At 39.5% G+C, this 24,668-nt stretch carries 19 protein-coding genes and 1 pseudogene; 12 read left to right on the top strand and 8 right to left on the bottom strand.

Features of this window, described 5'->3' with window-relative positions; all coding sequences use genetic code 11:
• Positions 1–37: 37 nt before the first annotated feature.
• Entirely contained in the window at positions 38–238 is a 201-nt protein-coding gene (locus L647_RS0103695) for a hypothetical protein (protein WP_024609992.1), read from the bottom strand.
• 420 nt (positions 239–658) lie between these two features.
• Here L647_RS0103695 and L647_RS0103705 point away from each other — a divergent pair, with 420 nt between their 5' ends.
• From L647_RS0103705 to L647_RS01000000123615, 9 genes and pseudogenes are all read left to right on the top strand, one after another.
• Positions 659–1,054 carry a YbaN family protein gene (locus L647_RS0103705; protein WP_024609993.1) on the top strand — a complete coding sequence of 132 codons (396 nt, stop codon included), beginning with the start codon at positions 659–661 and terminating at the stop codon, positions 1,052–1,054.
• A gap of 168 nt (positions 1,055–1,222) precedes the next feature.
• Positions 1,223–1,855: a PepSY-associated TM helix domain-containing protein gene (locus L647_RS0103710; protein ID WP_024609994.1), complete on the top strand. Its 633-nt coding sequence runs from the start codon at positions 1,223–1,225 to the stop codon at positions 1,853–1,855.
• Positions 1,855–2,364, top strand: a complete 510-nt coding sequence (locus tag L647_RS0103715) for a DUF2271 domain-containing protein (protein WP_024609995.1) — start codon at positions 1,855–1,857, stop codon at positions 2,362–2,364. Before L647_RS0103710 ends, L647_RS0103715 begins: the two co-directional genes overlap by 1 nt.
• Before the next feature lie 49 nt (positions 2,365–2,413).
• The gene (locus L647_RS0103720) at positions 2,414–3,259 is read left to right on the top strand and encodes a DUF4198 domain-containing protein (RefSeq protein WP_024609996.1); all 846 of its coding nucleotides are present in this window, start codon (positions 2,414–2,416) and stop codon (positions 3,257–3,259) included.
• Positions 3,260–3,538: 279 nt separating this feature from the next.
• A complete protein-coding gene (locus tag L647_RS0103725; RefSeq protein WP_024609997.1) occupies positions 3,539–6,031 on the top strand; it encodes a TonB-dependent receptor in 2,493 nt (830 codons plus the stop codon).
• 296 nt (positions 6,032–6,327) lie between these two features.
• Entirely contained in the window at positions 6,328–8,331 is a 2,004-nt protein-coding gene (locus L647_RS0103730; protein ID WP_024609998.1) for a methyl-accepting chemotaxis protein, read from the top strand.
• 209 nt (positions 8,332–8,540) lie between these two features.
• The gene (locus L647_RS0103735) at positions 8,541–9,434 is read left to right on the top strand and encodes a hypothetical protein (RefSeq protein ID WP_024609999.1); all 894 of its coding nucleotides are present in this window, start codon (positions 8,541–8,543) and stop codon (positions 9,432–9,434) included.
• Positions 9,435–9,555: 121 nt separating this feature from the next.
• Positions 9,556–10,151 (top strand): annotated as a pseudogene (locus L647_RS1000000126320) (cation:proton antiporter).
• Positions 10,148–11,434, top strand: a complete 1,287-nt coding sequence (locus tag L647_RS01000000123615; RefSeq protein ID WP_253948829.1) for a cation:proton antiporter — start codon at positions 10,148–10,150, stop codon at positions 11,432–11,434. Before L647_RS1000000126320 ends, L647_RS01000000123615 begins: the two are co-directional and overlap by 4 nt.
• A gap of 124 nt (positions 11,435–11,558) precedes the next feature.
• Here the strand turns inward: L647_RS01000000123615 and L647_RS0103745 are convergent, their stop codons facing one another.
• The 4 genes from L647_RS0103745 to L647_RS0103760 form a co-directional block, all read right to left on the bottom strand.
• Positions 11,559–13,322: an AAA family ATPase gene (locus L647_RS0103745; RefSeq protein WP_024610000.1), complete on the bottom strand. Its 1,764-nt coding sequence runs from the start codon at positions 13,320–13,322 to the stop codon at positions 11,559–11,561.
• 302 nt (positions 13,323–13,624) lie between these two features.
• A complete protein-coding gene (locus L647_RS0103750; RefSeq protein WP_024610001.1) occupies positions 13,625–14,338 on the bottom strand; it encodes a hypothetical protein in 714 nt (237 codons plus the stop codon).
• 139 nt (positions 14,339–14,477) lie between these two features.
• Entirely contained in the window at positions 14,478–16,262 is a 1,785-nt protein-coding gene (locus L647_RS0103755) for an alkaline phosphatase (RefSeq protein ID WP_024610002.1), read from the bottom strand.
• 11 nt (positions 16,263–16,273) lie between these two features.
• A complete protein-coding gene (locus tag L647_RS0103760) occupies positions 16,274–17,863 on the bottom strand; it encodes an alkaline phosphatase (RefSeq protein ID WP_024610003.1) in 1,590 nt (529 codons plus the stop codon).
• A gap of 327 nt (positions 17,864–18,190) precedes the next feature.
• On the opposite strand from L647_RS0103760, the gene L647_RS0103765 reads away from it, so the two are divergent.
• Positions 18,191–18,436, top strand: coding sequence for a DUF3297 family protein (locus tag L647_RS0103765; RefSeq protein WP_024610004.1), 246 nt, complete (start codon positions 18,191–18,193; stop codon positions 18,434–18,436).
• A gap of 152 nt (positions 18,437–18,588) precedes the next feature.
• Here L647_RS0103765 and L647_RS0103770 read toward each other — a convergent pair whose 3' ends face one another.
• From L647_RS0103770 to L647_RS0103780, 3 genes are all read right to left on the bottom strand, one after another.
• Positions 18,589–19,485 (bottom strand): acyl-CoA desaturase, encoded by an 897-nt coding sequence (locus L647_RS0103770; protein WP_024610005.1) that lies wholly within the window; start codon positions 19,483–19,485, stop codon positions 18,589–18,591.
• Positions 19,486–19,492: 7 nt separating this feature from the next.
• A complete protein-coding gene (locus L647_RS0103775) occupies positions 19,493–20,452 on the bottom strand; it encodes a hypothetical protein (RefSeq protein WP_024610006.1) in 960 nt (319 codons plus the stop codon).
• Positions 20,453–20,699: 247 nt separating this feature from the next.
• A complete protein-coding gene (locus L647_RS0103780) occupies positions 20,700–21,116 on the bottom strand; it encodes a MerC domain-containing protein (RefSeq protein ID WP_024610007.1) in 417 nt (138 codons plus the stop codon).
• Between the two features lie 139 nt (positions 21,117–21,255).
• On the opposite strand from L647_RS0103780, the gene L647_RS0103785 reads away from it, so the two are divergent.
• Positions 21,256–23,664 (top strand): TonB-dependent receptor, encoded by a 2,409-nt coding sequence (locus L647_RS0103785; protein WP_024610008.1) that lies wholly within the window; start codon positions 21,256–21,258, stop codon positions 23,662–23,664.
• 27 nt (positions 23,665–23,691) lie between these two features.
• A partial coding sequence (locus tag L647_RS0103790) for a hypothetical protein (protein ID WP_024610009.1) occupies positions 23,692–24,668 on the top strand: 977 nt, incomplete at its 3' end.

Raw genomic sequence — 24,668 nt, forward strand, 5'->3', positions numbered from 1 at the left:
GTAAAATTAATTTAAAAGGCTGCAAGCGCAGCCTTTTTTATTTGAAGTACTGTTTTGCTTTTTCACATGTAGACTTTGGCAGGGAAAATTCAGACGTTTGATCTGAACATATTTGCTTTAACATGCTAACCGCATTACGTTCACACCTTGGCAGAGTGTAAAGCTCATCTTCTTTAGTAACGCCTAGCGCAAATTGATACTTTAACTGCAAAAGAAATTCATCTACTTGCTGAGTCATCAACATACCAAATTACACTCATTGTAAATAAAGCTAATAAGACTGAAAATATAAATGAATTTTCACCAAATTCGTATCTGATGCGTTCTCAACTTTTTTAGGATGCATTTGCGAGCGAGTATAAAGATGTAAGCCAAATAAAATGAGTAAAAACAGTGCTGAGTTTTGAATCATATTTAAAAATCCTCTTATTTAATTAAACAACTTAAAATTATTGTTATTGTTTCCCTACCTATATAAAAGCTAAGCAACTGAAAAATAATTATAAAAATTATCTTATATGATGTAGCACACAGTACTCAATCTATAAATAGAGCTTTATGTGTATTATTTTTATATTTGCTTGTTATGTACCACTTCGAATTACCGGCTAATTAGCTTACAATTTAATATAACTGTAATTAAGTGAAATGAGCGTAAGTGAAAATAAAAGCAGCCCTTGTTTGTTATAAAAATTTATGGCTTAAAGCGCTTGGTTTACTACTTGTTGCGCTCGGTATTATAGGTATTGTATTACCCGTAATGCCCACGACTATATTTTTTATTTTAGCGCTAACTTGCTTTACTCGCTCATCTCCCGCGCTCGAACACTGGTTACTTAACCATCCTCGTTATGGTGCAACGCTACAACAATGGCAAGCACATAAAGTAGTGCCTATAAAAGCCAAATGCTACGCCGCCATCGGTATGTTAATTGGGTTTATATTTTTACTTTATTCTGCAGCCCCTATTTGGGTTATTTACCTTGTTGCCGTTATAGAAATATCGGTAATGATCTACCTTATTTTAAGACCGTCCGCCCCACCTGAACATTAGATAATCTGAATATCAAGCAGAGCCAGGTTAATAACTAAAGTTAAGATACATACCTTAAACCAGCGCATTCCCTTAAATTCAAAATTTAATGTAAAGTTGAGTAAGTAAATTTGTAATAGCTAATACAAATCATTATCATGTTGTAAATTTTATAATATCAAATTACTTATGGCGTTAATTAATAAACGGACTTTGTACAGTACAAGCCGTGCACTACACATTTATATTTCTACAGCTTTGTTTTTTTTGCTTATTTTATTTTGTGTTAGCGGCATTGTGCTCAACCATATTGATTGGCTTAAAAACGATAAAAATAATGGTCAAGTAACGGCAATGATCCCAGCAGCTCTTGTTGATAAAGCAAATGCACAACTAGATACGCTGCCAACGATTTACCCAGAAATAGAAGCTTACTTGGCCAAGCAATATGCACTTACTAAAGTAAAAAGCATTGAATGGGAAAAAGAAGATGCGCTTGTCATGCTCGACTACCCGCTACCTGCAGGGTTTGCCTACGCAGAGCTTGATTTTACAACTGGCGAGCTAAATCTTGATTACCAAACAGGTGGATTTTTAAGCCTTATTGGCGACTTACATAAAGGTCGCCATAGCGGCGAAGTATGGAGCTGGGTAATTGATATATCCGCCGTACTGATGATTTTATTTGCCATTACCGGCATGATTATTTTATTTCAAAATAGAAAAAAACGCTTAGCAGGAATATGGATAACTGTACTAGGAGTAGCAACTCCACTGGTTATTTATTTATGTTGGGTTCCACAAATAAAAGGAGTGTCTTAATGGTTAAATTTAAATTATTTATAAGCGCCGCATTACTGCTAGTAGCTGCGTTTTTTCAAACAACAGCGCATGCGCAAACCCCACAGTTAGAAGTTGAATTAACGCTTCCCGACTTAGAAGTACAACCGTATCACCGCCCATATGTTGCGGTTTGGCTGGAAACGCCAGAGCGTAAGCACGTTACTACGCTTGCACTTTGGGTGCAAAAAGCAGAATGGTTTAAAGACCTACGCCAATGGTGGCGTAAAGCGGGTAAAAGCGATATTAATTTTGACGGCATTAGCGGTGCAACAAAGCGTGCCGGCACTTACACCATAAATTGGCAAGGTAACGATTTAGACGGTAATCCAGTAAAACCAGGTAAATACTTACTTAATATTGAAGTTGTACGCGAAGAAGGCGGCAGAGATTACACCCGCGTTGAGCTTGATTTAACAAAGTCAGGAAAAATTACAATTGATGGTAAAAACGAGTTTTCACAAAGTTTCGTCACTGTAAGCACTGAGTAACACTAAGTAGCACTTATTTTATTACTAGAATTTAAGCAAAGGAAAAATAATGAAAATTAATTTATTAAAAACTGCATTAATCGGCGCATTGAGCTTATCTGCTTTAGTGTCAACTTCAGCAAGTGCACACGGACGTTGGTTACTACCTTCGCATACATCTTTATCAGGCGATAAAGCGCATTACGTAATGATTGACGCAAGCATTTCAAACGAAATTTTTGCACCAGACAAAGCCTTTAAACCTAAAGAAAAAGGCGCCGAGTACGACGATACGTTATTAATGGCACTTGCGCCTAATGGTGAGCCAGTATCTGAAACGATCCGTGCTTATTACTTAAAACGTAAAAGCTCAGCTGCGGTAAGCTTAACAGAGCAAGGTACTTACCACATTGCAATGACCCAAAAGCCAATGTACATGACCTTCTACAAAAATGAAGAAGGCAAGCGCAAGCGCGTATTTGGTAAAAAAACAGACGCTAAGTTACCAAGCAACGCTAAAGATGTAACTACAACGAAGGTTATTTCAACAGTAGATACATTTGTAAGCCGAAATGGCACCTCAAAGCCTGCACAGTTAGGTTTAGGCTTAGAGCTTAGCGGTCCAACACATCCAAATGACTTATTTGTAGGTGAAAGCGCTAAGTTTCAGCTTTTACAAGATGGTAAATCTGCCGGCGAAGGCATTGAAGTAAGTATTTTAAAAGGCGACACACGCTACCGTAACGATCGTGGCGAAGTAAAAGTAACGACCGATAAAGAAGGTATGTTTACAATTACGTGGAAAGAGCCTGGTCTATACTTAATCGAAACCTCTAACAAAGTTACCGTAAATGAAGAAGGTGTAGATGCAGGACGTTATGCATTATTTACAACGCTTGAAGTTGCCCCTGAATAATTTAAATTACTAAACTTAAAAAATTGAAAGGCCAAGCATTTGCTTGGCCTTTTTACGTCTTACTAACTTTTATCTAAAATCTCCTTGAATTCGCAACCATTCGACACAAAGTTGCAACTACAACGATCCAAACGTCTATATAACCCGTAAACAGTGACCTCACTTGTTAACAACTTAGCATAACTTAGATAGTTTTTATCTTTGCACTGATGTGATCGCTTCTATATGATGCGCTCCTTTTCTAATCATTAACAAATAGCAGTTCTTGGGGAACAATTAATGACTTTTAAGCGTTTATCTGCAAATAAATTAGCACTTAGCCTGGCCGTTACTACTGCACTTAGCACGCCATATTCTATGGCTGTTGCCGCAGAGCAAGACAATCAAGCAGAAAAAAATATCGAAGTAATTTCAGTAACCGGTACGCGCCGCAGTTTACGCAGTATTGCTGAAAGCTCAGTACCTGTTGATATTATTACAAGCGGCGATATGGCCAGCACAGGTCAGCTTGAAATTAGCCAAGTACTTGCTAACCAAGTACCAAGTTTTAACTACCCAAGCGCAACAGTTGCAGATGGCACTGACCATGCTCGCCCTGCTGTTTTACGTGGTTTGGCACCTGATCACACATTAGTACTTATAAATGGTAAACGTCGTCACTCTGGTGCGCTTTTAAACTTAGGTGGCGTAGTTGGTCGTGGTTCAACTGCCGTTGACTTAAACATGATCCCTACATCGGCAATTAAGCGCGTAGAAGTATTACGCGACGGTGCAGCAGCGCAATACGGTTCAGACGCAATTGCGGGTGTTATTAATATAATCCTTAAAGATGCATCTGAAGGCGGTAGCGTAAGCGTTACTTACGGGCAATACGACACGCAAATGGCGGGCGCTCCAAATCTTGAAAGTACTTATGCAGATGCAAACGGCAACTTAGCGTTTAATACCGGTGATGACCGAGAAGTAAACGACGGTAGCACTCGTACTATTAGTGCAAACTCTGGTTTTTCATTATCTGATAAAGGCTTTGTAAACGTATCAATTGAGTACCGTGATAACGATCCTACTCAACGCTCTGGTTTTGACCCACGCGAACAATACAGCCGCCTTGATGATGGCAGCCTAGACCCACGCGAATTTACTATTGATCGTTACAACCATCGTTTTGGTAAAGCAGAGCTTGAAGATTACGCGTTGTTTTACAACATGGGTTACGATTTAGATAATGGCTTAAACCTATATTCTTTTGGTAGCTACTCAAAACGTGAAGGTAATTCTGGTGGTTTTTACCGCCGAGCAAAAGATGATCGTAATATTTTAGAAGTATACCCAGATGGTTTTTTACCTCAAATTGAAACAGATGTAGAAGACTATTCACTTGCTCTTGGTTTACAAGGTGAAACAGGCGAGTGGACATGGGATGTAAGTACCAACTACGGACGTAACGACTTTGCTTTGGGCGTAGTAAATAGCTTAAATACATCTTTAGGCGCCACTAGCCAAACCGAGTTTGACAACGGTGCACTCGTTTATGACCAATTTATTATTAATGGTGATGCCAGCACAACGCTTGATTTAGGTTTACCAGATGACGTATTTTTTACTGTTGGTGCTGAATACCGCCACGAAAGCTACAAAATAGAACAAGGCGAAGAAGCCTCTTATATTACTGCGCTAGATAGCGACGGCAACCCAATTGCTGCCGGCGGCGCACAAGNCCGCCATAACGTTGCCCTCTTTGTTGAATTTGACACCTACTTAACAGAAAAATGGAATGTTGTTTTAGCGAGTCGTTACGAAGATTACAGCGACTTTGGCGATACGTTCACGTCAAAACTAGCAACACGTTACAGCCTAACCGATAATCTATCGTTACGTGGTGCGCTAAGTACAGGCTTTCGCGCGCCGTCTTTAGCACAAAGCTCATATCGTCAAATTTCAACTGTGCTTGAAAACAATCAACCATTTGAAGTTGGCTTGTTTCCAAGTGACGCGCCAGCAGCACAAGCATTGGGCGCAAAAGAGCTAGATGCAGAAGATTCTGTAAACTTAACAGCAGGCTTTGTATACACTCAAGGTAACTTTAGCCTTACGGTTGATGCATACCGTATTGATATTGATGATCGTGTTGTTTTATCTGAAAATTTATCGGGTGAAGCTGTACAACAAATTTTAGCCGATGCGGGTGAGTTAAATACCGAAAGCGTACGCTACTTTACCAACGCGATTGACTCACGTACACAGGGTATAGATATAGTTGCAACGTACACGCTTGAATTAGATAACCTAGGCGATTTACGTTTAAATGCAGCCGCTAACTTTAACGACACCGAAGTTACTCATGTTGACGACAACCCAGAGCAGCTTAACTCTTTAGGTGATGACTACGTAGTGTTTGCTCGTCGCGAAGTGGGTCGTTTTGAAGAAGGTACACCTGATAGCAAGTGGAACTTATCTGCTGTTTGGAACTTTAACGAATGGCAAACAACACTGCGCGCAACACGTTACGGTGAAGTTGCAGATATTTCTACAACAAGTGATCGCGATGAATACCTAGATGCAAAATGGATAACCGATCTAGAAGTTGCTTATCGTCCTAATGATGAATGGAAATTTGCATTAGGCGCTAATAACTTATTCGATCAGTACCCGCAAGCTACAGTAAATAACATTGGTTACTCTGATTTCGGTCAGATTTTCCCGTATACGCCGTATGCACCATACGGTTTAGATGGTCGATTTTTATATGGCAACATCACCTACAGTTTTTAATTTATACTTAAATTAAATGAGTTAAATAAAGATCCGATATGGCATGCCCTATCGGATTTTTTATATTTAAAAAACAGCAATAAATATAACCACCCTAGCTATAATCAAACAAACTACAAAAAACACTTTCGTCACAAACTATTAATTTTTTATTATCATTTAATGTATTGTTTGTTTTATATGATAAATTGATTATCAGGCAAAGTTCGTTACTAGCGAGTCATCAAATAAAACAACTTAAAATGCCTATAATTAAACTTAGCACGCATAAATACCGTCTTTCTCTGGAGTGAAGTATGAGCTATAAAAACTGGTCAATATCAAAACAAATTGGTGCGCTTGCATTCACTTTAACGCTATGTGTATTTAGTTTAGTTGGGCTATCTACCTATTTAATTTCGGCTAATACACTTTCTGAAAAAAGTGAAACAGCAATAAAATCTGAAATAACGGCTATTTCAGATCTTTTAGAACTTCAATACGACAGCCTGCTGGCAATAGCAAAGCGTAATGCCACTGTATTTAAAGGTATGTACCCTGGTGAATTTAAAAAAAGCGATCAAAAGGTATTGGTCGTAGATACTATGGTGCCCGTTCTTTTACATGATAACGAACAAGTTAATAACAATATCGATATTGTTGAAAATTACGCTAAATTAACCGGAGGTAACGCCACGGTATTTATGCGAGATGGGGATGATTTTTTTCGTATTACTACCTCTTTAAAAAAGAGTGATGGACAACGCGCTATTGGTACTTACCTAGGAAAAAACCACCCAGGCTATCAACCTCTTATGAACGGTCAAAGCTATGAAGGCTATGCTAAATTATTCGGCAACGAATACATGACTGTTTACCAACCAATTAAAAATAAACAAAACCAAGTAATTGGTATTTTATACATAGGTTTTAATATAAACGATGCACTGGCATCTCTCAGAGAGTCTGTTAATAAAATAGTAATTGAAGAAAGCGGTAACTTATTTGTTTTCAGAAATACAAATGATGTAGTTATAGCAGGAAAAGAAGCCGCAGTTGACTCAAAAGTGAACTCCAAAGCGCTTGATGGACTTAACCTAGAGGCAATTAAAAAAGGTCAGTCATTAAAATACAATAGTGAAAATAACACCCCGATGTTTGCTTACAGCAAAACAGTACCAGGGTGGGATTGGACCTTACTTGGTCGTGTAAAAGAAAGCGAACTCACTGAAGAAAGCATTAAACTAATGGTAGTTAACAGCATAACGTCTGTTGGCGGTATTCTTGCTATCTCAATTTTACTATTTTGGGTGCTAGTAAAAACACTTAACCCATTAAGACAATTAACACGTAGCGTTGATGCGTTAGGCAAAGGTGATTTGTCACAACATTTTGTAAATACCAATACAAATAGTGAAAATGAAATAGACCAAATTACCGCGAGTGTAAGTAGCATGTCGGTTGAGCTAAAAAAACTGATACTCGCTTTACAAGATTCAGTAGTTGAGCTGGAAAATCAAGCAGGCACCTCTAAAAATAACGCCCTCGCTAACGGTAAAGAAGCACATGCAATGATGGGGCAAACAGACCTAATAGCCACCGCCATCGAAGAAATGTCGGTATCTATTAAAGATGTAGCCAATAACGCAAATGAAGGCGCTCAACGAACCCAACAAGTAGATGCAGAAGCTCAATTAGGTCGCACACAATTAACCCAAGTTGTTAATGACTTAATGCAGCTAAGCCAGCAGCTAAATGATAGCCACAGCTCTGTTGAAAAAGTAAACACAGCAAGTAACGAAATAAGTAAAGTAACTGAAGTAATTAATGGTATTGCTGAGCAAACTAACTTACTAGCACTTAATGCCGCTATAGAAGCAGCAAGAGCAGGCGAACAAGGTAGAGGTTTTGCAGTTGTTGCCGATGAAGTGAGAACCTTAGCGCAGCGCACCCAAAAATCAATTTTAGAAATTAGCCAAACAATTGAGCAACTACAAATACAAGTTACCGCCGCAACTAAGCAAATGGAACAAAGCCGTCAGTTGGGTATTAAATCAGCTGAAGAAGGTGAAAAAACCGGAGAGCAACTTAACTTTATCACTCAAAGTATTGGCGATCTAACACGCTCATCAAACAATATAGCTGAGGCAACAGATCAACAAAGCACCGTTGCTGCAGAAATCACTCAAAATCTACACTCTATAAGCCAGCTCGCTAAAGAAGGTGAGTCTCGCACGCAAAGCACTGTAAATTCGGCAAGTGAATTAATGACATTGGCTGAAAAAATCAAACAGCAAATAAGTTACTTTAGAGCACATTAATACAACGGTTAAAGCCGCTAAATAAAAAAGGATGCACTGCGCATCCTTTTTTATTATTTATTAATATTTAGTGCTTTTAACTATTTTTTGATGATTTTTATTTTCATAAAAATATAATTCACTTATAAAACAATAGATTATATGTTGGTCTTATTTTTGCTCTATTGTACTTACATTAAATTTAAACAATAAAGAATAAAGGATTAAACATGAGCTCATCAACATTACCTCACATCGTAAAACCACTTGCGCTAATTAGCGGCATTTTATTACTAAGTGGTTGTGTGTTTCACATATCGCCAAGCGTGGCTTCTGTAAAACAAACCAAGCAACTTACATTACCTAACAACAATCTTGAGTATTTAAATGTGTTAAGCGGCGCAGGTAGCCTTGAAATAAAAGGCTCACAATCAGCCACCAGCATTCGTGTTGATGCAACTATTTATACAGCCGACATTGAAGATGAGTACGAGCTAACACTAGAGCAAGACGCTAAACAGACAAAGCTTGTTGCTCAAAATAAAAGTCGTAATGGTATTAGCTTTTACAGTGGTCAATCACCACATATTGATTTAGTTGTTACCGTACCAAGTAATCTTAATTTAGATATTGATGATGGCTCTGGCGATATTGTTATAAGTGCAATGCAAAGCAATATGAATGTAAAAGACGGCTCGGGTGATTTAACGATTAACAGTGCTAAAAACCTAACTATTGACGATGGATCTGGTGAAGTAACCCTTGAAAACATCGCAGGTAATTTAGAATTAACCGACGGCTCTGGCAGTATTCATATAAACAACGTAAGCGGCAATGCAACTATTGACGATGGGTCTGGCGAAATGCACGTGAGCAACATAAACGGTTCGCTAAACGTTGAAGATGGATCTGGTGATTTAGTGATAAGCCATATAAGCGGTGCAGTTAATGTAGATGATAACTCTGGCGACATGATCATTGAGCATATTGGCTCAAGCGTAACAATTGAAGACGGTTCGGGTGATATTCGCGTTAATCATGCAAAGGGGCTGACTATTACTGAGTCGGGCTCGGGCGATGTAAGTATCGATAATATTAGCGGCTCAGTAAAAGTAGCTGACTAACAGTATGAGCTAAAAATAACGTATTTTCAGCCACATGAATCATTGTATTTTATAAGAACCTAAGTCATTCTATTTATGCTCAAATACCTTGAGCATAAATAGAATGACTTAGGATATACGCGTGTTAGAAATAGCTTTAATTTACTTAGCAGCAGCCATTGTCGCTGTCCCTATTGCAAAACGAGTCGGACTTGGCTCAGTATTAGGTTATCTAATTGCCGGTATACTCATCGGTCCTTATGCGCTGGGTGTTGTGGGCGATCAAACAGATGTAATGCACTTCGCTGAATTTGGCGTAGTAATGATGCTGTTTTTAGTGGGTCTTGAACTACAACCTTCGCGTTTATGGACATTACGCCACTCTATTTTAGGGCTTGGCGGCTTNCCGCCGCTATTTTTGCATTTTGTTATTGGTTTTTTGCCATGCACTGGCAAACTGCACTCGCCATTGGTTTAATGCTGGCGCTCTCCTCTACCGCTATTGTGCTGCAAAGCCTTGAAGAAAAAGGCTGGCTAAAGCAAGAAGCAGGACAAAACGCGTTTTCTGTATTACTGTTTCAAGACATCGCCATTATTCCTATTTTAGCGCTACTGCCGCTACTGGCTTTTGCACCGCAAAGTAGCTCAAAAGAAATTAGCGATTCAATTATTGCAGGCTGGNCTGGCCTGTTTGGCAGCAAGTTGCAGTATCGACAGCGGTTATCGCCGCAATTATAGCCAGTGGTAAATATGTATCTGCACCTTTATTTAGATACATAGCGCAAACCCACATGCGTGAAATATTTACTATTCTTGCACTATTTTTAGTTATTGCCATTGCTCTCGTTATGCAAAGCATTGGCTTATCGCCAGCGTTAGGTACTTTTTTAGCAGGCGTAGTACTTGCCGAAAGTGAATTTAGACACGAGCTAGAAGCCGATATAGAACCTTTTAAAGGCTTACTCTTAGGGCTGTTTTTTATAACCGTTGGCGCATCAATTAATTTTGCATTACTAGCAGATGAGTTTAGTACTGTTATTGGCTTAGTAGTTTTACTCATTGTGGTTAAAGCCTGCATTTTATTTGCCCTTGCCGTTACCTTTAATATTAGTAAAAAGCAGCGCCTACTCTTTGCTTTAGCGCTTGCACAAGGCGGCGAATTTGCCTTTGTACTATTAAGTGTAACCACTACGCTCAGTATTTTAACGCCTGAGCAAACCAGCCTTGTTACCTTGGTTGTTGCGGTATCAATGCTAATAGCGCCGTTACTACTTATGGCTTATGAGCAAATACAAAAACGCAGCAGCAATGCTATGCCTGAGTTTGATAAGCCAGAGCAAATTAGCACCGCTAAGCACGTAATTATTGCGGGCTACGGACGTTTTGGCCAAATTATGGGGCGTTTACTGCACGCGCAAGGCTACGAAATTACCGTACTTGATCACAGCCCTAGCCAAATAGAATTACTACGCCGTTTTGGTAATACTGTATTTTATGGCGATGCTGCACGCCAAGAACTCCTTGAAGCCGCTGGTGCACACACCGCGCAAATGCTGGTAATTGCAATTGATAATCCCGACAAAACCATTGAGATAATTAAGCTTGCACATAAAAACTACCCACAGCTTAAAATTGTTGCCCGCGCAATCGACCGCCGCCATGCGTATCAAATGCTTAACTTAAAAGTAGATGCGTTTAACCGCGAAACAGTCGATTCAGCCATTAACCTTGCTATAGAAGCACTGGAATTATTAGGTAACACTAAGCAAGATGCAGAACGCGCAGGTAAGCTATTCAGAGACCACGACCGCGCTGCAGTAGTACAACTTGCTGCATTATGGGGCGACGACGCCAGCTACGGCGTAGCAGTTCGCCAACGCATGGAAGATTTAAAACATGTACTCCAACAAGATAAACAAGCACAAAGCAATTTAAATACCTGCGACAGCGGCGATTGCGAAGATGGCTTAACAGAGCTAGCGGATAGGCCTAAAAAGCCTGATGATGCTCATTTGGAGTAGTAATTAGGTAGTTAAGTTTGAGTTATTAGAGATAATGGTTTTGCCTCGTTTAGAGGCAAAACCTTCAATTTATATAAGCAAGAGAAGCCCCATGCGGTTTTTTTAAAACCCTAGAACCTAGAAATTAAGATGTAGACCAAACCGCCATTTCTCTTACCTTTTTATGGTCTTCTACTATTTCATCAAAACCTTGCTCTTTAATATTTACCTTAAACGTTATCCAATCATTAGTTGCTTTAGCATTAAGGGATAAATGCTGTTCTATTGCACCTTTTTCCCACAACCAATAACCTTTTGCTTTTAATTTTTCATGTACTTTTGAGATCAACTCCTGTGAACCTTCTTCACCTGCAAATAGCTCATAGGCTATATATGCCTTCTTTGCACCTGTCTTCTTAGGCAAATTGTTTTCATCCAGATCAAACTCATTTCTAAGAGCTGACACTGACAGAGCTTGTTTAATATTAACAATATCAACGTCATCTTCTGCAATTAGGTTAGCAGTAACCGCTGATGTAAATGCATAATCTATATCGACTAATGCCTTAAATGGAATCCCAATCCTCTGCAATATTTTGCCCATTTTGTGAATTCCTCGACAGCCATCTGCAATAACTAGCGCTGTTTTATAAGTACTGAAACTTCTATCACATGCTTTAAAAATTTCGGGTAAAACAGATTGTTCTGTTGCACCTTCCGCAATCAAGACTCTGTCAGCAAATAAAATTTGATTCATGTTGTATATCTCAAAGAGAATACGTGCTTGGTTTAAATTTCCTTCGATCTCTTCTTGTATAGCTTCAGCTATTCGTTCTGTAATTAAAGTATTTCCACCAACATTTTTTCTCACTATATTCGTATAAGGAACATCTTCTTGATCAACCATTAATGACGAGTGAGTTGAAAAGATGACTTGATAATTAGTTGTTGAAAGTAATTTAAGTGCATCTCTTACAAGCTCTATTGCTTGTGGGTGAAGGTACAATTCAGGCTCATCAATTAGTAAGAGAGTCGTTTGACCAGCCTCTATTTCTGTTTGCACCTCGGCTAGCAACCGAATTAATGCCATCTGTATTGAACGCTGCGCACCGTGTCCAAGGGAGTCTACGTCAGCAAGATCACGCCCTTGCTCTTGAACTTTAACGGTTCCATCTGTAAACAACTTAGCTAAAGAGGGAGTTGGTATATGAACCTTAAGTGATATCCCAGGGAAAAAATCCTGTACTTTTTCACTCGCTATTTGATCAAACTGATTTAATGACTCTAGCCTATCGATACCATCAAAATTAAGACTTCTACTTATAGTATCAAGCGCATCTACAAGCTCATGTTGCTCATTTTCTATTTGAGAACTTAATTTCAGTAAAAGCTTACCTATAGTGGAGGTCGTTTTAAATTTCGAAACATCGTCGGTGGCGTTATCCATAGATTGAACAAAAATGGGTTCAGGAAATAAGTCATGCATAGCTTCTTGTAGACCATTTGGGTTAACATTCCACTTCCATTCATCCTCATCACTTTCACCACCGACAGAAACATAAAGCTTTCTCAACCCTTTAGCCCCTCCTGGAGATCGTTGCTCCATCCTTATGTAAAGGGACTCTTCATTTATAAATGGAGTAATGCTCTCACTATGATTAGTATCCATTAAATCAAGAAGTTCTTTACTTATCCCTGATATTTTGGCAGTTACTAATATTTTTTCTTCAGTATTAGTAAAGTCCTTTTCTTGTAAACCTGTAGGTCTGAGAAACCATTTTACAGCTTTTAATATATTTGATTTACCAGCATTGTTGTATCCAACAAGCGGTGCGTAAGATTCAAAATTTAAGAAAACATCTTCGCACGAACGAAAATTTCTAATTCTTATCCAATCAATTTTATGCATTTAATCTATCCTTGAATGCCAAGCTCATTGAGCCATATGTAAGGTTTATCAAGGGACTTTTTTCCTATTGTCACGTCAAACGTCCCTATTGTGTGAACTTCTATTAATATCAAATAGTGTAAATTATTGCCAACTATAAATATTATGCGGCTGATAGTGTGTGTTTTATAAAAATAGGAAAGTGTTTATTGTGTTACTTGGGTGGGAATGGCTTAAATTAATCTACTTTTGAATACCAGCTTGTAGCTCATAGCCGCCTGTCATTTTTAGCTATGAGCTACAACATTTAAAAGCTCCACAAACTAGTGGTGGTGCCCGCCTTGAATAGCCTCGCCCTGCTGGTTATAAAAGCCTGTTGCGCTGTGATCTATAAAACCAAGGTTGATCATTTTTGCTAAAAATGGGTCGCCTTCGTTATCGCCAATGTCGGCGTAATCGGTAGTTTGAAAACGATCCCACTGTGCAAATTGAGCGGTAATTAATGGCTCATCAGTGTTTACATTATTAAGGCTAAGTAAGGTAGTAGTTTGGCTTTTTTTATTACTAATACTAAATGTTTTAACTAATTTTGAATGCGTATAAAAGGCAAGGTTAAAGTCGTTGCCATTTTCGCTCAATGTATAGTTTTTTACTTCATCGCAGCCTTTGCCTTGTGTGCTTACTAGGGTCATTTTTTCGATTAGGTGGTTATCCACCAGCTGACTTTTAGCACTCCAACTTTGTACGCCGCGTACCTCAGATGGTTGATATTCAATGCCGCGTTGCTGGGCATTAAAGTAACGTATTGGTCGTATTTGATTATTGGCTAAGTGCTGCCAAAGCTCGGTTATTACTTCACTTTGATGCGCTACTTGCTGATTGTTTCGCCAAAGGGTAAGTGACTCATTACTTTGTTGTGCTTTATGGCTGTTAGTAATCTTATAATCCGCTTTTAAATGCTTGGCATCAATATCACATTGCGAGGCAAAGCTACTTGTACTTACAAGCGTAGCAATTATTAATAACGCTTTTTTCATTTAGCTATCTCTTATTTATATTTCAAGTTTATGGCAATAACATAACGATTAAAAATGTCAGTTTAATGACAAAAAACCCGCACACGGTGCGGGTTTCTCTATTTAGATATATTTAACTAAATTTATAACTAGCCGGTATTTATTGCGCTAGTTTTTCGTCTGCTGTTTTTACAAAGTCAGCGGCAAAGTCCATTACATGAAATAAAAAGCTTTGCTCGTTTGTGCCTGTTACCAAGTGTGCACCTGGTCCCATTGCATAAACGCCTACGTCTTCACCGGCATGTGTTTCTGAGCCCATTGGTACCAGCGCTTCTTGATGAAAACCAGGTGTTGTTGTATCAACATCTGTTAAATCAACACGCCCTGTAACCGGTGCAAACGCGTAACCTGCATCGGCATCAGTCTCGCTGCCTAGGTTTCTAAAGCCACCACCATTGGTGTAACCAACCGTTGTATAAGGCATATCGTCGGCGGCTAAGCTTGGCTCAGTAGCGCCCACTGCAACCACTTTACCTAAAATTGGGTTACCGCGTTTAGGGTAACCGGCAATGGTAAATACATGGCTGTGATCGGCAGTTACAACTATTAATGTTTCTTCTGGGTTGGTGTTTTCCATCGCCACTTTAACGGCTTTGGCAAGCTCAATAGTGTCGTTTAACGCGTTATAAGCATTACCCGCATGATGCGCGTGGTCAATTCGACCCGACTCAACCGTTAAGAAAAAACCTTGCTCGTTGTTATCAAGCACGCTTATTGCTTTTTCAGTCATTTGCGAAAGCGAAGGCTCACCTGCTACATCGTTTGCGCGGTCAGCTTCGTACTGCATGTGGGACTCGTTAAATAAGCCAAACACTTTAGTGGCGTCGTCACTTATTGCATCAAAACCGGTTTGATCCATTACGTACGTGCCATTTGGATATTGCGTTTTCCACTCTGCGGTTAAGTCGCGGTTATCTGTTCGATCCCCTTCAACAGCACTTACTGCATCGGCTGAATTAAACGCGGCATCTTTTGGTAAAAAGTGACGACGACCGCCGCCCATTACTACGTCAATACCGTCTACATCAACACCACTAAAGCGTGCTTCTAGGTTGGCTTCAAAGTTAACCAGTTGCGAGGCAATATCTTCACAATCGGTTTCTGACTCAGGCATATCGGAGATATCTTCCCAATTACGTTCTGCCGATTTAGCATACGTTGCTGCAGGTGTTGCGTGAGTAATACGCGCTGTAGAAATAATCCCTGTTGCTTTGCCTGCAATTTCAGCAAGTTCTAACGAGGTAACAAGTTCGTGCCCTTTGCCTGATGCACAATTACCACGCTCAACTGCTTCATCAATACCAATAACGCCCGCGTCGGTTTTAACGCCCGATGCCATTGCGGTCATAGTGCCTGCCGAGTCTGGCGTTTGTGCATCTACGTTGTATGTTTTTACAAAGCCCGAAAAAGGCATAGTTTCAAAGCTTAACTGGTGATCTTCACCCATTTCGCCCTCTAACTGACCCGCTAAAATACGTGCTGCGGTTATGGTAGAAATACCCATACCATCGCCCACAAATAAAATTACGTTTTTAGCTTTGCCTGATTCAGTAACAATGTTGCTACTGGCTGCTTGTGCTGCACCCAATTTTGTTTGTGCTTCACTAAACCAAGTATTGGTAGTAAGTGATGCCAGCTGCTCGCTTGTTAACGACGTTGCGGGTGCATTACACACTAAATTAGTTGAGTTAACTTCGTCGCTATCTAGCACGTCGTTATTATTGGTATCTGCGCCTACTTGCGTCTCTACACCGCCATTAATGCACTGCTCAGAGCCTACTGCGATTTGGTTATCTACCGTTAGTGTATTTATTTTATCGTCGTCATCTGAGCAACCTGCTAGCGCGACCATTACTGCCAAAGAAAGTACTGTTAATTTTTTCATGTTAGCCGCCATTATTGCTGAGTTAGTTCAAGAGCTTGATTAATTAAATGAAATACAACGTTTTGTTCAATTACACCCTGCGCTAACTGAGCACCAGGGCCTTTTGCATGTAAAGATATGTCTTCACCTGCGTGTGTTTCTGCACCCATTGGTACAGTTACTTCTTGGTGAAAACCTGGGGTTGTTGTATCAACGCCATTTAGCTCAACACGCCCTGCAACAGCAGCACTTGTGTAACTTGCATCAGCATCGGTTTCATCGCCTAAATTTCTAAAACCTAAACCATTTGCGTAACCTACTGTGGTGTACGGCATATCATCGGCCGCTAGGCTTGGGGTAGTTTCGCCTACTGCAACTACTTGACCTAAAATTGGATTACCACGCTTAGGGTAGCCTGCAATCGTAAATACATGGCTGTGATCGGCGGTGACTAAAATAAGGGTTTCTTCTGGATTGGTGTTATCTACCGCAGCTTGCACAGCTTTAGCAAACTCAATGGTGTCGTTAAGTGCGTTGTATGCATTACCTGCATGATGCGCGTGGTCAATTCGACCCGACTCAACTGTTAAGAAAAATCCGTTGTCGTTTTTACCAAGCACTTCAATTGCTTTAGTGGTCATGTCGGTAAGTGAAGGCTCGCCCGCTACGTCGTTTGCGCGGTCTGCTTCGTATTGCATGTGAGATTCGTTAAATAAACCAAATACCTTAGTGGCGTCATCTGCTATTGCATCAAAACCAGTTTGATCCATTACGTAGGTTGCATCTGGGTATTGTGTTTGCCACTCAGTAACCAAGTTGCGCTCGTCAGTACGATCCCCTTCTATGGCGCTTACTGCATCTGTTGAATTAGCTGTTTCGTCTTTTGGTAAAAAGTGACGACGACCACCACCCATTACAAAATCAAGACCGTCTACGTCGGTACCTACAAATCGTGCTTCTAGGTTTTTTTCAAAGTTGACCAATTGCGATGCAATGTCTTCACAGCCACCCGCTATCGCATCTTCTGGCATGTCTGATATATCTTCCCAATTACGATCAGCCGATTTAGCATAGGTTGCTGCTGGAGTAGCATGGGTAATACGCGCTGTAGAAATAATACCGGTAGATAGCCCTTTAATTTCAGCAAGCTCTGTAGCGGTAAGTAATTCATTACCTGCCACTGTTGAACACACGCCGCGTTCAATATCTTCATCTACACCAATAACGCCAACATCAGTTTTTACACCCGAAATAATGGCCGTCATTGTGCCTGCTGAGTCGGGTGTTTGTGCATCTACGTTATACGTTTTAACTTGTGCAGAATATGGGAACTTTTCAAAGCTTAAATAACCTTCTTCACCAGGTTGGTTATTACGCTGCCCTTGTAAAATACGCGCTGCGGTAAGTGTAGAAATACCCATGCCATCGCCTACAAATAAAATCACGTTTTTAGCTTTAGTGGCTTGTGTAGCCTGTGCTTGTGTTGTTTTTGTTGTTAGTTTAGTTTGCGCAGCGCTATACCAGCTGCTGTCTTTTTGGCTTTGCGGTAGTACATCAGCATGGCTCACTGCGCTAAACGTTAACGTTAGCGCGATTGCCGCAGCGACTTTTTTAATTTTCATCCATAATTCCCATTGTTTAGTGGTTATTTTTAAATGTGTGACCACAAAAAAGATCAACCGCTGCACTATAGAAAACAGATGTGACTGATAAAGGTAATTTTGATGAAAGTAAGATGACTAAATTATGACAAGGATAAGTCAGGGGGTAGCGTGTAGCGCTAGCAGCGCGTTATATTTATTATTATTGCTTTAGACTTCGCTGCTCATATTCGCAGTTATGATATAAGTCTCGTTAATCACATAATTTTACATTACGATTAAAACCTTGAGCGCACGATATGTATTGCCTACAATAGCGCATAACTTTTTTAATACAGATGAAAAACCATGACAGATTCAACAAAACCAGCACTTCCTGATCAGCTTTCTATTAACCCACGTAGCAAGCATTACGTAGAAGCAGTATTCGACCACGATATTGGTGTACTTTTAAACGGTAAAGAACGTTTTGACGTAGAAGAATATTGCATCAGCGAAAGCTGGATTAAAGTTGCGGCACCAAAAGCATTAGACCGTCGTGGTCAGCCATTACTTATAAAAGTAAAAGGCACTGTAGAAGTATTTTATAAATAACGAGTAAGCTAATACTTGTAAAAGAAAAGCGACACCTTTGGGTAGTCGCTTTTTTTGTGTTTGTATTCATTATTGAGCGCTTAATTGAGCGCTACTTAGTTGGATACCATAATGGGGATTAGTACCTAACTTAGAGCGCACTTAATTTGCAACTAATTGTTTATCCTACTTAATTCTTCGCGTTTAGGAAGGTTTGCCGGTAACACTAAATCCCAGACCAACCCTAGTGCTTTCATTTTTTTAAGAGCTAGCCAACCAACATCTATTTGTCCTTTTTCTAAAGCAAAGTTAGCCGAACCAGGAAATGCATGATGATTATTATGATAGCTTTCCCCCATGGTTAACAGTGCTGCAAACGGAACGTTATAACCTTGAACATGTGCATGATTTACATGCCAATCTCTTTGTCCGTGGTTATGTGCAAAATAACCAATCAACCAATGACCAATAACAGACACACTCACCCTAACGCATATACCCCATACAACCCAAGGTACACCCCCAATCCAAAACAATAATAATCCTAAAGGGAGTTGCTGCAACATCCATGTTTTTTCCATCCATTGGTAAACACGGTTTTGCATAACGCATTTTTCAATATTGAAAGTAGGTGGATGGTTAAGTTTAATATCGCAAAAAACTTGCCAAAAAAAGTCTTTTAACATGGGCTGTTGATGACCAAAATAGTCATGGCAGTAATGTTGTCGCTGCGCCCAATCACGCATATCGTGGGTTTTAATCATGCCTATAGGTCCAGCTAAACCAACTATTACACCTAAATTCACAAAAAAGTATTCAAGCCACAGCGGACATTGGTAACTTTTATGTATAAGCCTGCGGTGCATTCCAAGGGAGTGCCCAAAGCATAAAATAACACTGGTTGTTACAATAAAAACAAACAAAGCAGTAACTGAAAACGTATACCAACCACCTATAATTGCAGCTAATATCATTCCCCCTACCCACATTACTTTTATAGGTGATAAAACGACATACCCAGTTTTGGCACAGCTTTGTTTATTTGTTAAAATCCGTTCGTTAGTATACATAGCCATCCTAAGCTGTTTCTGGGATAAATAGCTCATTCAAAAGCATTTCTGCAGTTTGCCCGATAGCATATTCTTGAATTGGACCAAAATACCAAGCGGGATCTAAAAATCGATGGTAATAAATAGTTAATGCTACTTTTGTATTTCCATTTTCAGCTTTAATAAAGCGAATATCAGTTCCCTTTAACTTTAAATAGTTACCTATGTAGCTTGTATCTTCTAAAAAAGTGGTACGAATATAATCGCTTTCTACTTGAGTTAACTCAAGTTTCATATGACCTTTATGGGTATTTGTTACAAACCAGCGATGATAGGTAAAATCGATTTGGTGCACATCACCCGTTGATAATGTCTCAGCTTCTATATTACTTGGCATTGGGAACAAACTTAGTAACCAATTACGTTCAACATTTAACTGCATTGGCTTGATAAGTTTTTGTTGGATTTCTTCTGGGGTTGCATTTATAACCAACTCTTTAGTTATTGAATACTCTCTTTCAAAACTTGCGCTTGGTATAACACCTTCAAATGCACTTAAAAAAATAACAGCAGGTAATATATGGGCGTAATGGGTTCCTTTATTTTTACTTTGTAAATAACAGCTGAGTAGTTGGGATAAGTACATAATTAATAATATGCCGAAATAAATTGGCATAAACATAACCACGCAAACAAAGCCCTCAAACAAAATAACCGATGTACCAAGCATTACAATAAGCGACCACAATACTAAATTACCGTAATATCGATTTAGGGTTGGCTGCTCAGGTTTTTTAATTATGTACATTAAAAAAATTGAAACAAAAAAAGGGATGCCTACATATAATAATGCTGTTTTATCAAAGTTATAAGACATTAATACACGGATTAGTAATGAACTTACGCCAATTAATAACAGGATTGATATATTGCGACGGCGCTTACTTATAGAACGAGATGTTGATAACTGATTTGGTTTTTCTGACATTACGTATCCTTCGTATTTTGTTTGAGCATGAATACGCAACATTTAGCTAATTGACTAAATACACATGATCCATATGTAATATTTTCTATCTAAAAAATTTATTTAAGTTCGACTTTGAGTGTATATAAAAACTTAATAATACACTTAAGGCAAGGTATAAAATGCAATAAAAAAGACGCAAAGGCGTCTTTTTTATGTAAATAATCTGAAGGCTACTTAGGTCAAACACCAGTTAACAATACAGCGCTCAAGTAACTTGATCGGGCTTACTACTTGCGCACGGGCAGTTTTCATCTTCTTTTTTAAGACATTGACGATAGTTGAACCAATGCGCTATGGCTATAAAAGCTGAGCCGGTTAATGTTAGTGCTTTTTCTGCGGCTTCATTTCCTACAAAAATAGCTGATAGCATTAAGCACAAACCCACAATCCCAAGTACCATATAATTAAATTGCTTATGTTTTTTACAACCCAAGCTTAACGCAAGTAAGCTCGTAGGTAATACCGCTGCTAATATCCATACATGAAACTGCTCATTATCTAGCTGCAGTGCTGCCAAACTCGGTAACAGCACTAAAATAATTGGCGTTGCAAAACAATGCACTGTACACATTAACGAAAGCCCTATTGCTAGGCGATCCATTACACTTTGACTCGATTTCATTTTTTCCTCTATAAATCAATGGCACAAACAAAAACTTTACTTTTAAATAAGCATTTAAATAACATTCGTTAATTACACTTGATACATTATAACATTTCCAGCACAATTGATATAGTATAACATTTCAAGGAAAGCAAGAATGAAACGTAAATCGCAGTTAGCTATTTTAATAGCGGCTTTATTACCCGCAAGTGTGCTTGCACAGTCCATAGTGGGCACTGTTTTAAATACAAAAGGGAGTGCTGTAAGTAATGCAGTAGTAGAACTTGAAGGCTCAGATATAAAGGTAACTACCGATGAAAACGGCCGATTTGTAATAGCTGAGCTAAATAATGGTCTGAAAGAGCTTCATATTGTTGCGCCAGGTTACGCTCACCTTCATCGTGATGTATCCGTTAATGCTGATGAAAATCAGACGGTGTCTTTTACTCTAGAGCGCTCACCAATAGAAGTTATTGATATTGAAGCAACGCCAATTCATATGTCGGCAATGGAGTCAGCTTCGCCAGTCAGCGTTTTATCGGGCGAACAATTAAGACGCGATCAAGCCGCTACATTGGGTGATACTCTTGAAAAGCTCCCTGGTGTAAATACTAACTTTCATGGCAAAGTTGCGAGTACACCTATAATTCGTGGGCTAAGTGGACCGCGCGTGCTTATCACTCAAAATGGTCTTGATGTTAGCGATGTATCAAGAGTTGGCCCTGATCACTCTGTTGCGTCAGAGGCATCTACTGCACAACAAATAGAAGTATTACGTGGTCCTGCAACCTTATTTTACGGTAGTGGTGCCATTGGTGGCGTTGTAAATATAGTTGATAATCGCGTACCAACCGACAGCACAACCCGTGGCGAATGGAACGTAGAACATAACTCTGTTGATAACCAAAAAATAGCTTCTTTTAATGCCACTACAGGCACTGATTCATTTGCATTTTATGCCGATGCATTTTGGCGAGAGTCAGATGATTATGAAATACCGGTGGCTGCTGAGTTAGCCGGTGATGACACTGAATCGCATAATGGTGATTATGTGGTTGAAAATAGCGATGAAGAATCTAATGGTTTTACCCTTGGTACGAGCTATTTATTTGATCAAGGTTTTATTGGCGTAGCTGTTGAGCAATTTAATCGTCAATACGGTATTCCTGGTCACACACATGGTGGTGAGGAAGAGCATAGCGATGAAGAAGAAAGTGTTTTTGCTGATTTAGAGCAAACCAAGGTGCAATTACTGGGTGAATACAATCTAAATAATAAATGGCTTAATAAAATTAACTTGCGCGCTAGCTTTACTGATTACGAGCATGGCGAAATTGAAAAAGGCGAAATTGGTACCACATTTAAAAATAAAACCAGTGAGTTACGAGTAGATTTACTACATCGCCAATTTAATGAATGGAATGGCGGCATTAGCTTTCATTACAAAAATAGTGATGTTGAAGCACAAGGTGAAGAAGCATTTACACCTCCTTCAGAAACACAAAGCTTTGCTGTTGCTCTCATGGAAGAAAAACACTTTAGCGATTTTTTAGTACAACTAGGAGCTCGTATAGAGCGCGTAGAGCTTAACGCGAGTAATGTATTACTGCCAGACATTGATGCTCACGCACACGATGAAGTTGATGAGCATGACGACCATAATCATGAAGAAGAAGCGAGCTTCACTCGTGTATTTGACGCAGAGCATACATTTACACCTATAAGTTTATCGGCCGGTATAGTGTGGGATTTTGCCCCAAGCTATAACTTAGGGCTTTCGGTATCTCGTTCAGAACGTGCTCCATCAGCCTCTGAATTATTATCATTTGGTCCTCATATTGGCACCGCTACTTATGAAGTGGGTGCATTATTTGATATAGACGAAGATGGTCATTTGGGCTTATCTCAGCAAGCAATTGATTTAGAAACCGCGAATAATATTGATTTAACCTTTCGTAAAACCCAAGGTGATATTGGCTTTATTTTTAATGCCTTTTATAACCAAGTAGATAACTATTATTATCAAATAGATACTGGGCTATTTGCTGAAAGCGGCCACGATCATGGTGATGAAGATGAGCATGATCACACCGACGAGGACGAGCATTCGTCTGAGCTTCCTGTTTATTTATTTAAAACAAACGATGTAATTTTACACGGGTTTGAAGCGCAAATTGCATGGCAACTAACTGATGAGTTTAAGCTTGATTTATTCTCTGATTACGTACGTGCCCGTTTAAAAAATGGCGACAACCTACCTCGCACACCGCCACTGCGTTTTGGTACTGAATTTAGCTATGAAACAGAAAAACTTAGCGCTCATGTTCATATAACTCGCTACCAAGATCAAAGCCATACCGCCTTAGAAGAAACGGCAACAGATGGCTACACCATGGTCGATGCAAGTGTTTCTTATGACTTATCAGTACTTAATCAAGACCTCTCACTGTATCTAAAAGGGACAAACTTAACGGATACAGAAGCACGTGTGCATAGCTCATTTTTAAAAGAGATAGCACCACGCCCAGGACGAAGTTTCGCACTTGGTATTCGCGGTTACTTCTAAAATAATTTTAAATAAAGGGAAACGATCATGACTAAATTATTCAAACTAAAACTAATAGCACTTGCCATTAGCAGCACATTAATTACGGCCTGTGGCGATGCAGAAACCACTATTGTGGAAAAAGATCCAATAGTTGTAGAGGACGAACATGATCATGACGATGATGATGATCATGACGATGATGATGATCATGACGACGGCTTTACCATAAGCTCACTTGGCAGACTTGCCGTACTTGCAGGTGACAGTAATGAAGCCAGCTTTTTTGATTTAGATGATAACGCACTGCTTGATACATTTGTATTAAACGATGAGTCAAATACGTTGTCGGCTTCGCCTGACTTTCGTTACGCTGTAATTACAAACCGAACTCAAGATTACCTAGGGTTTATAGACGGCGGAATGTGGCGCGAAGATCACGGTGAGCACTTGCATGATTATGAGCAAGGCCCTGCATTTAGTAGCTACGAGCTAACAAGTGGTAGCCGCCCTACACACTTAATGACTCACGACGGGCAATTAGCAATATTTTACGATGGCGATGCAGATTCAGGTGCGCCTGCTTCGGTTGAAGTATTAACAGATAGCGATATCACTAACGCAACAGCAACACTCCCTGGTATTGCTTACGATATAAATATGCACGGTGTAGCTGAACCACGTGGTGAACATTTATTATCAACTATTCGCCGTGATGATAGTGAGAGCACATCAGTTGCTAAAGTTTTGCCAGACCAAGTCGGTGTTTATCATTTTCATGATGGCGAATACGAGCTTGAACAAACATTAGACGTTACTTGCCCTGATTTACACGGTGCAGCACAAAACCACGACACCGTAATATTTGGCTGTAGTGATGGCGTGTTATTAGCCCAACAGCAAGATGATGTATACGTAGCTGAAAAAGTAGCAAATATTGCAGCGGTAGGTGATCAGCGTATTGGAACATTATATGGTCATGAAAGCAGCGATGCATTTATTGGTATTGCTGCAGGTCATGGCGG

The sequence above is a fragment of the Pseudoalteromonas sp. TB64 genome, assembly GCF_000498095.1.
Taxonomy (GTDB): Bacteria; Pseudomonadota; Gammaproteobacteria; order Enterobacterales; family Alteromonadaceae; genus Pseudoalteromonas.

Coding starts and splice junctions, on each gene's coding strand:
- L647_RS0103720 (WP_024609996.1), top strand. CDS start 2,414: ATGAAAATTAATTTATTAAAAACTGCATTAATCGGCGCATTGAGCTTA.
- L647_RS0103710 (WP_024609994.1), top strand. CDS start 1,223: ATGGCGTTAATTAATAAACGGACTTTGTACAGTACAAGCCGTGCACTA.
- L647_RS0103745 (WP_024610000.1), bottom strand. CDS start 13,322: ATGCATAAAATTGATTGGATAAGAATTAGAAATTTTCGTTCGTGCGAA.
- L647_RS0103760 (WP_024610003.1), bottom strand. CDS start 17,863: ATGAAAATTAAAAAAGTCGCTGCGGCAATCGCGCTAACGTTAACGTTT.
- L647_RS0103765 (WP_024610004.1), top strand. CDS start 18,191: ATGACAGATTCAACAAAACCAGCACTTCCTGATCAGCTTTCTATTAAC.
- L647_RS0103735 (WP_024609999.1), top strand. CDS start 8,541: ATGAGCTCATCAACATTACCTCACATCGTAAAACCACTTGCGCTAATT.
- L647_RS0103730 (WP_024609998.1), top strand. CDS start 6,328: ATGAGCTATAAAAACTGGTCAATATCAAAACAAATTGGTGCGCTTGCA.
- L647_RS0103755 (WP_024610002.1), bottom strand. CDS start 16,262: ATGAAAAAATTAACAGTACTTTCTTTGGCAGTAATGGTCGCGCTAGCA.
- L647_RS0103770 (WP_024610005.1), bottom strand. CDS start 19,485: ATGTATACTAACGAACGGATTTTAACAAATAAACAAAGCTGTGCCAAA.
- L647_RS0103750 (WP_024610001.1), bottom strand. CDS start 14,338: ATGAAAAAAGCGTTATTAATAATTGCTACGCTTGTAAGTACAAGTAGC.
- L647_RS0103715 (WP_024609995.1), top strand. CDS start 1,855: ATGGTTAAATTTAAATTATTTATAAGCGCCGCATTACTGCTAGTAGCT.
- L647_RS0103785 (WP_024610008.1), top strand. CDS start 21,256: ATGAAACGTAAATCGCAGTTAGCTATTTTAATAGCGGCTTTATTACCC.
- L647_RS0103775 (WP_024610006.1), bottom strand. CDS start 20,452: ATGTCAGAAAAACCAAATCAGTTATCAACATCTCGTTCTATAAGTAAG.
- L647_RS0103780 (WP_024610007.1), bottom strand. CDS start 21,116: ATGAAATCGAGTCAAAGTGTAATGGATCGCCTAGCAATAGGGCTTTCG.
- L647_RS0103695 (WP_024609992.1), bottom strand. CDS start 238: ATGACTCAGCAAGTAGATGAATTTCTTTTGCAGTTAAAGTATCAATTT.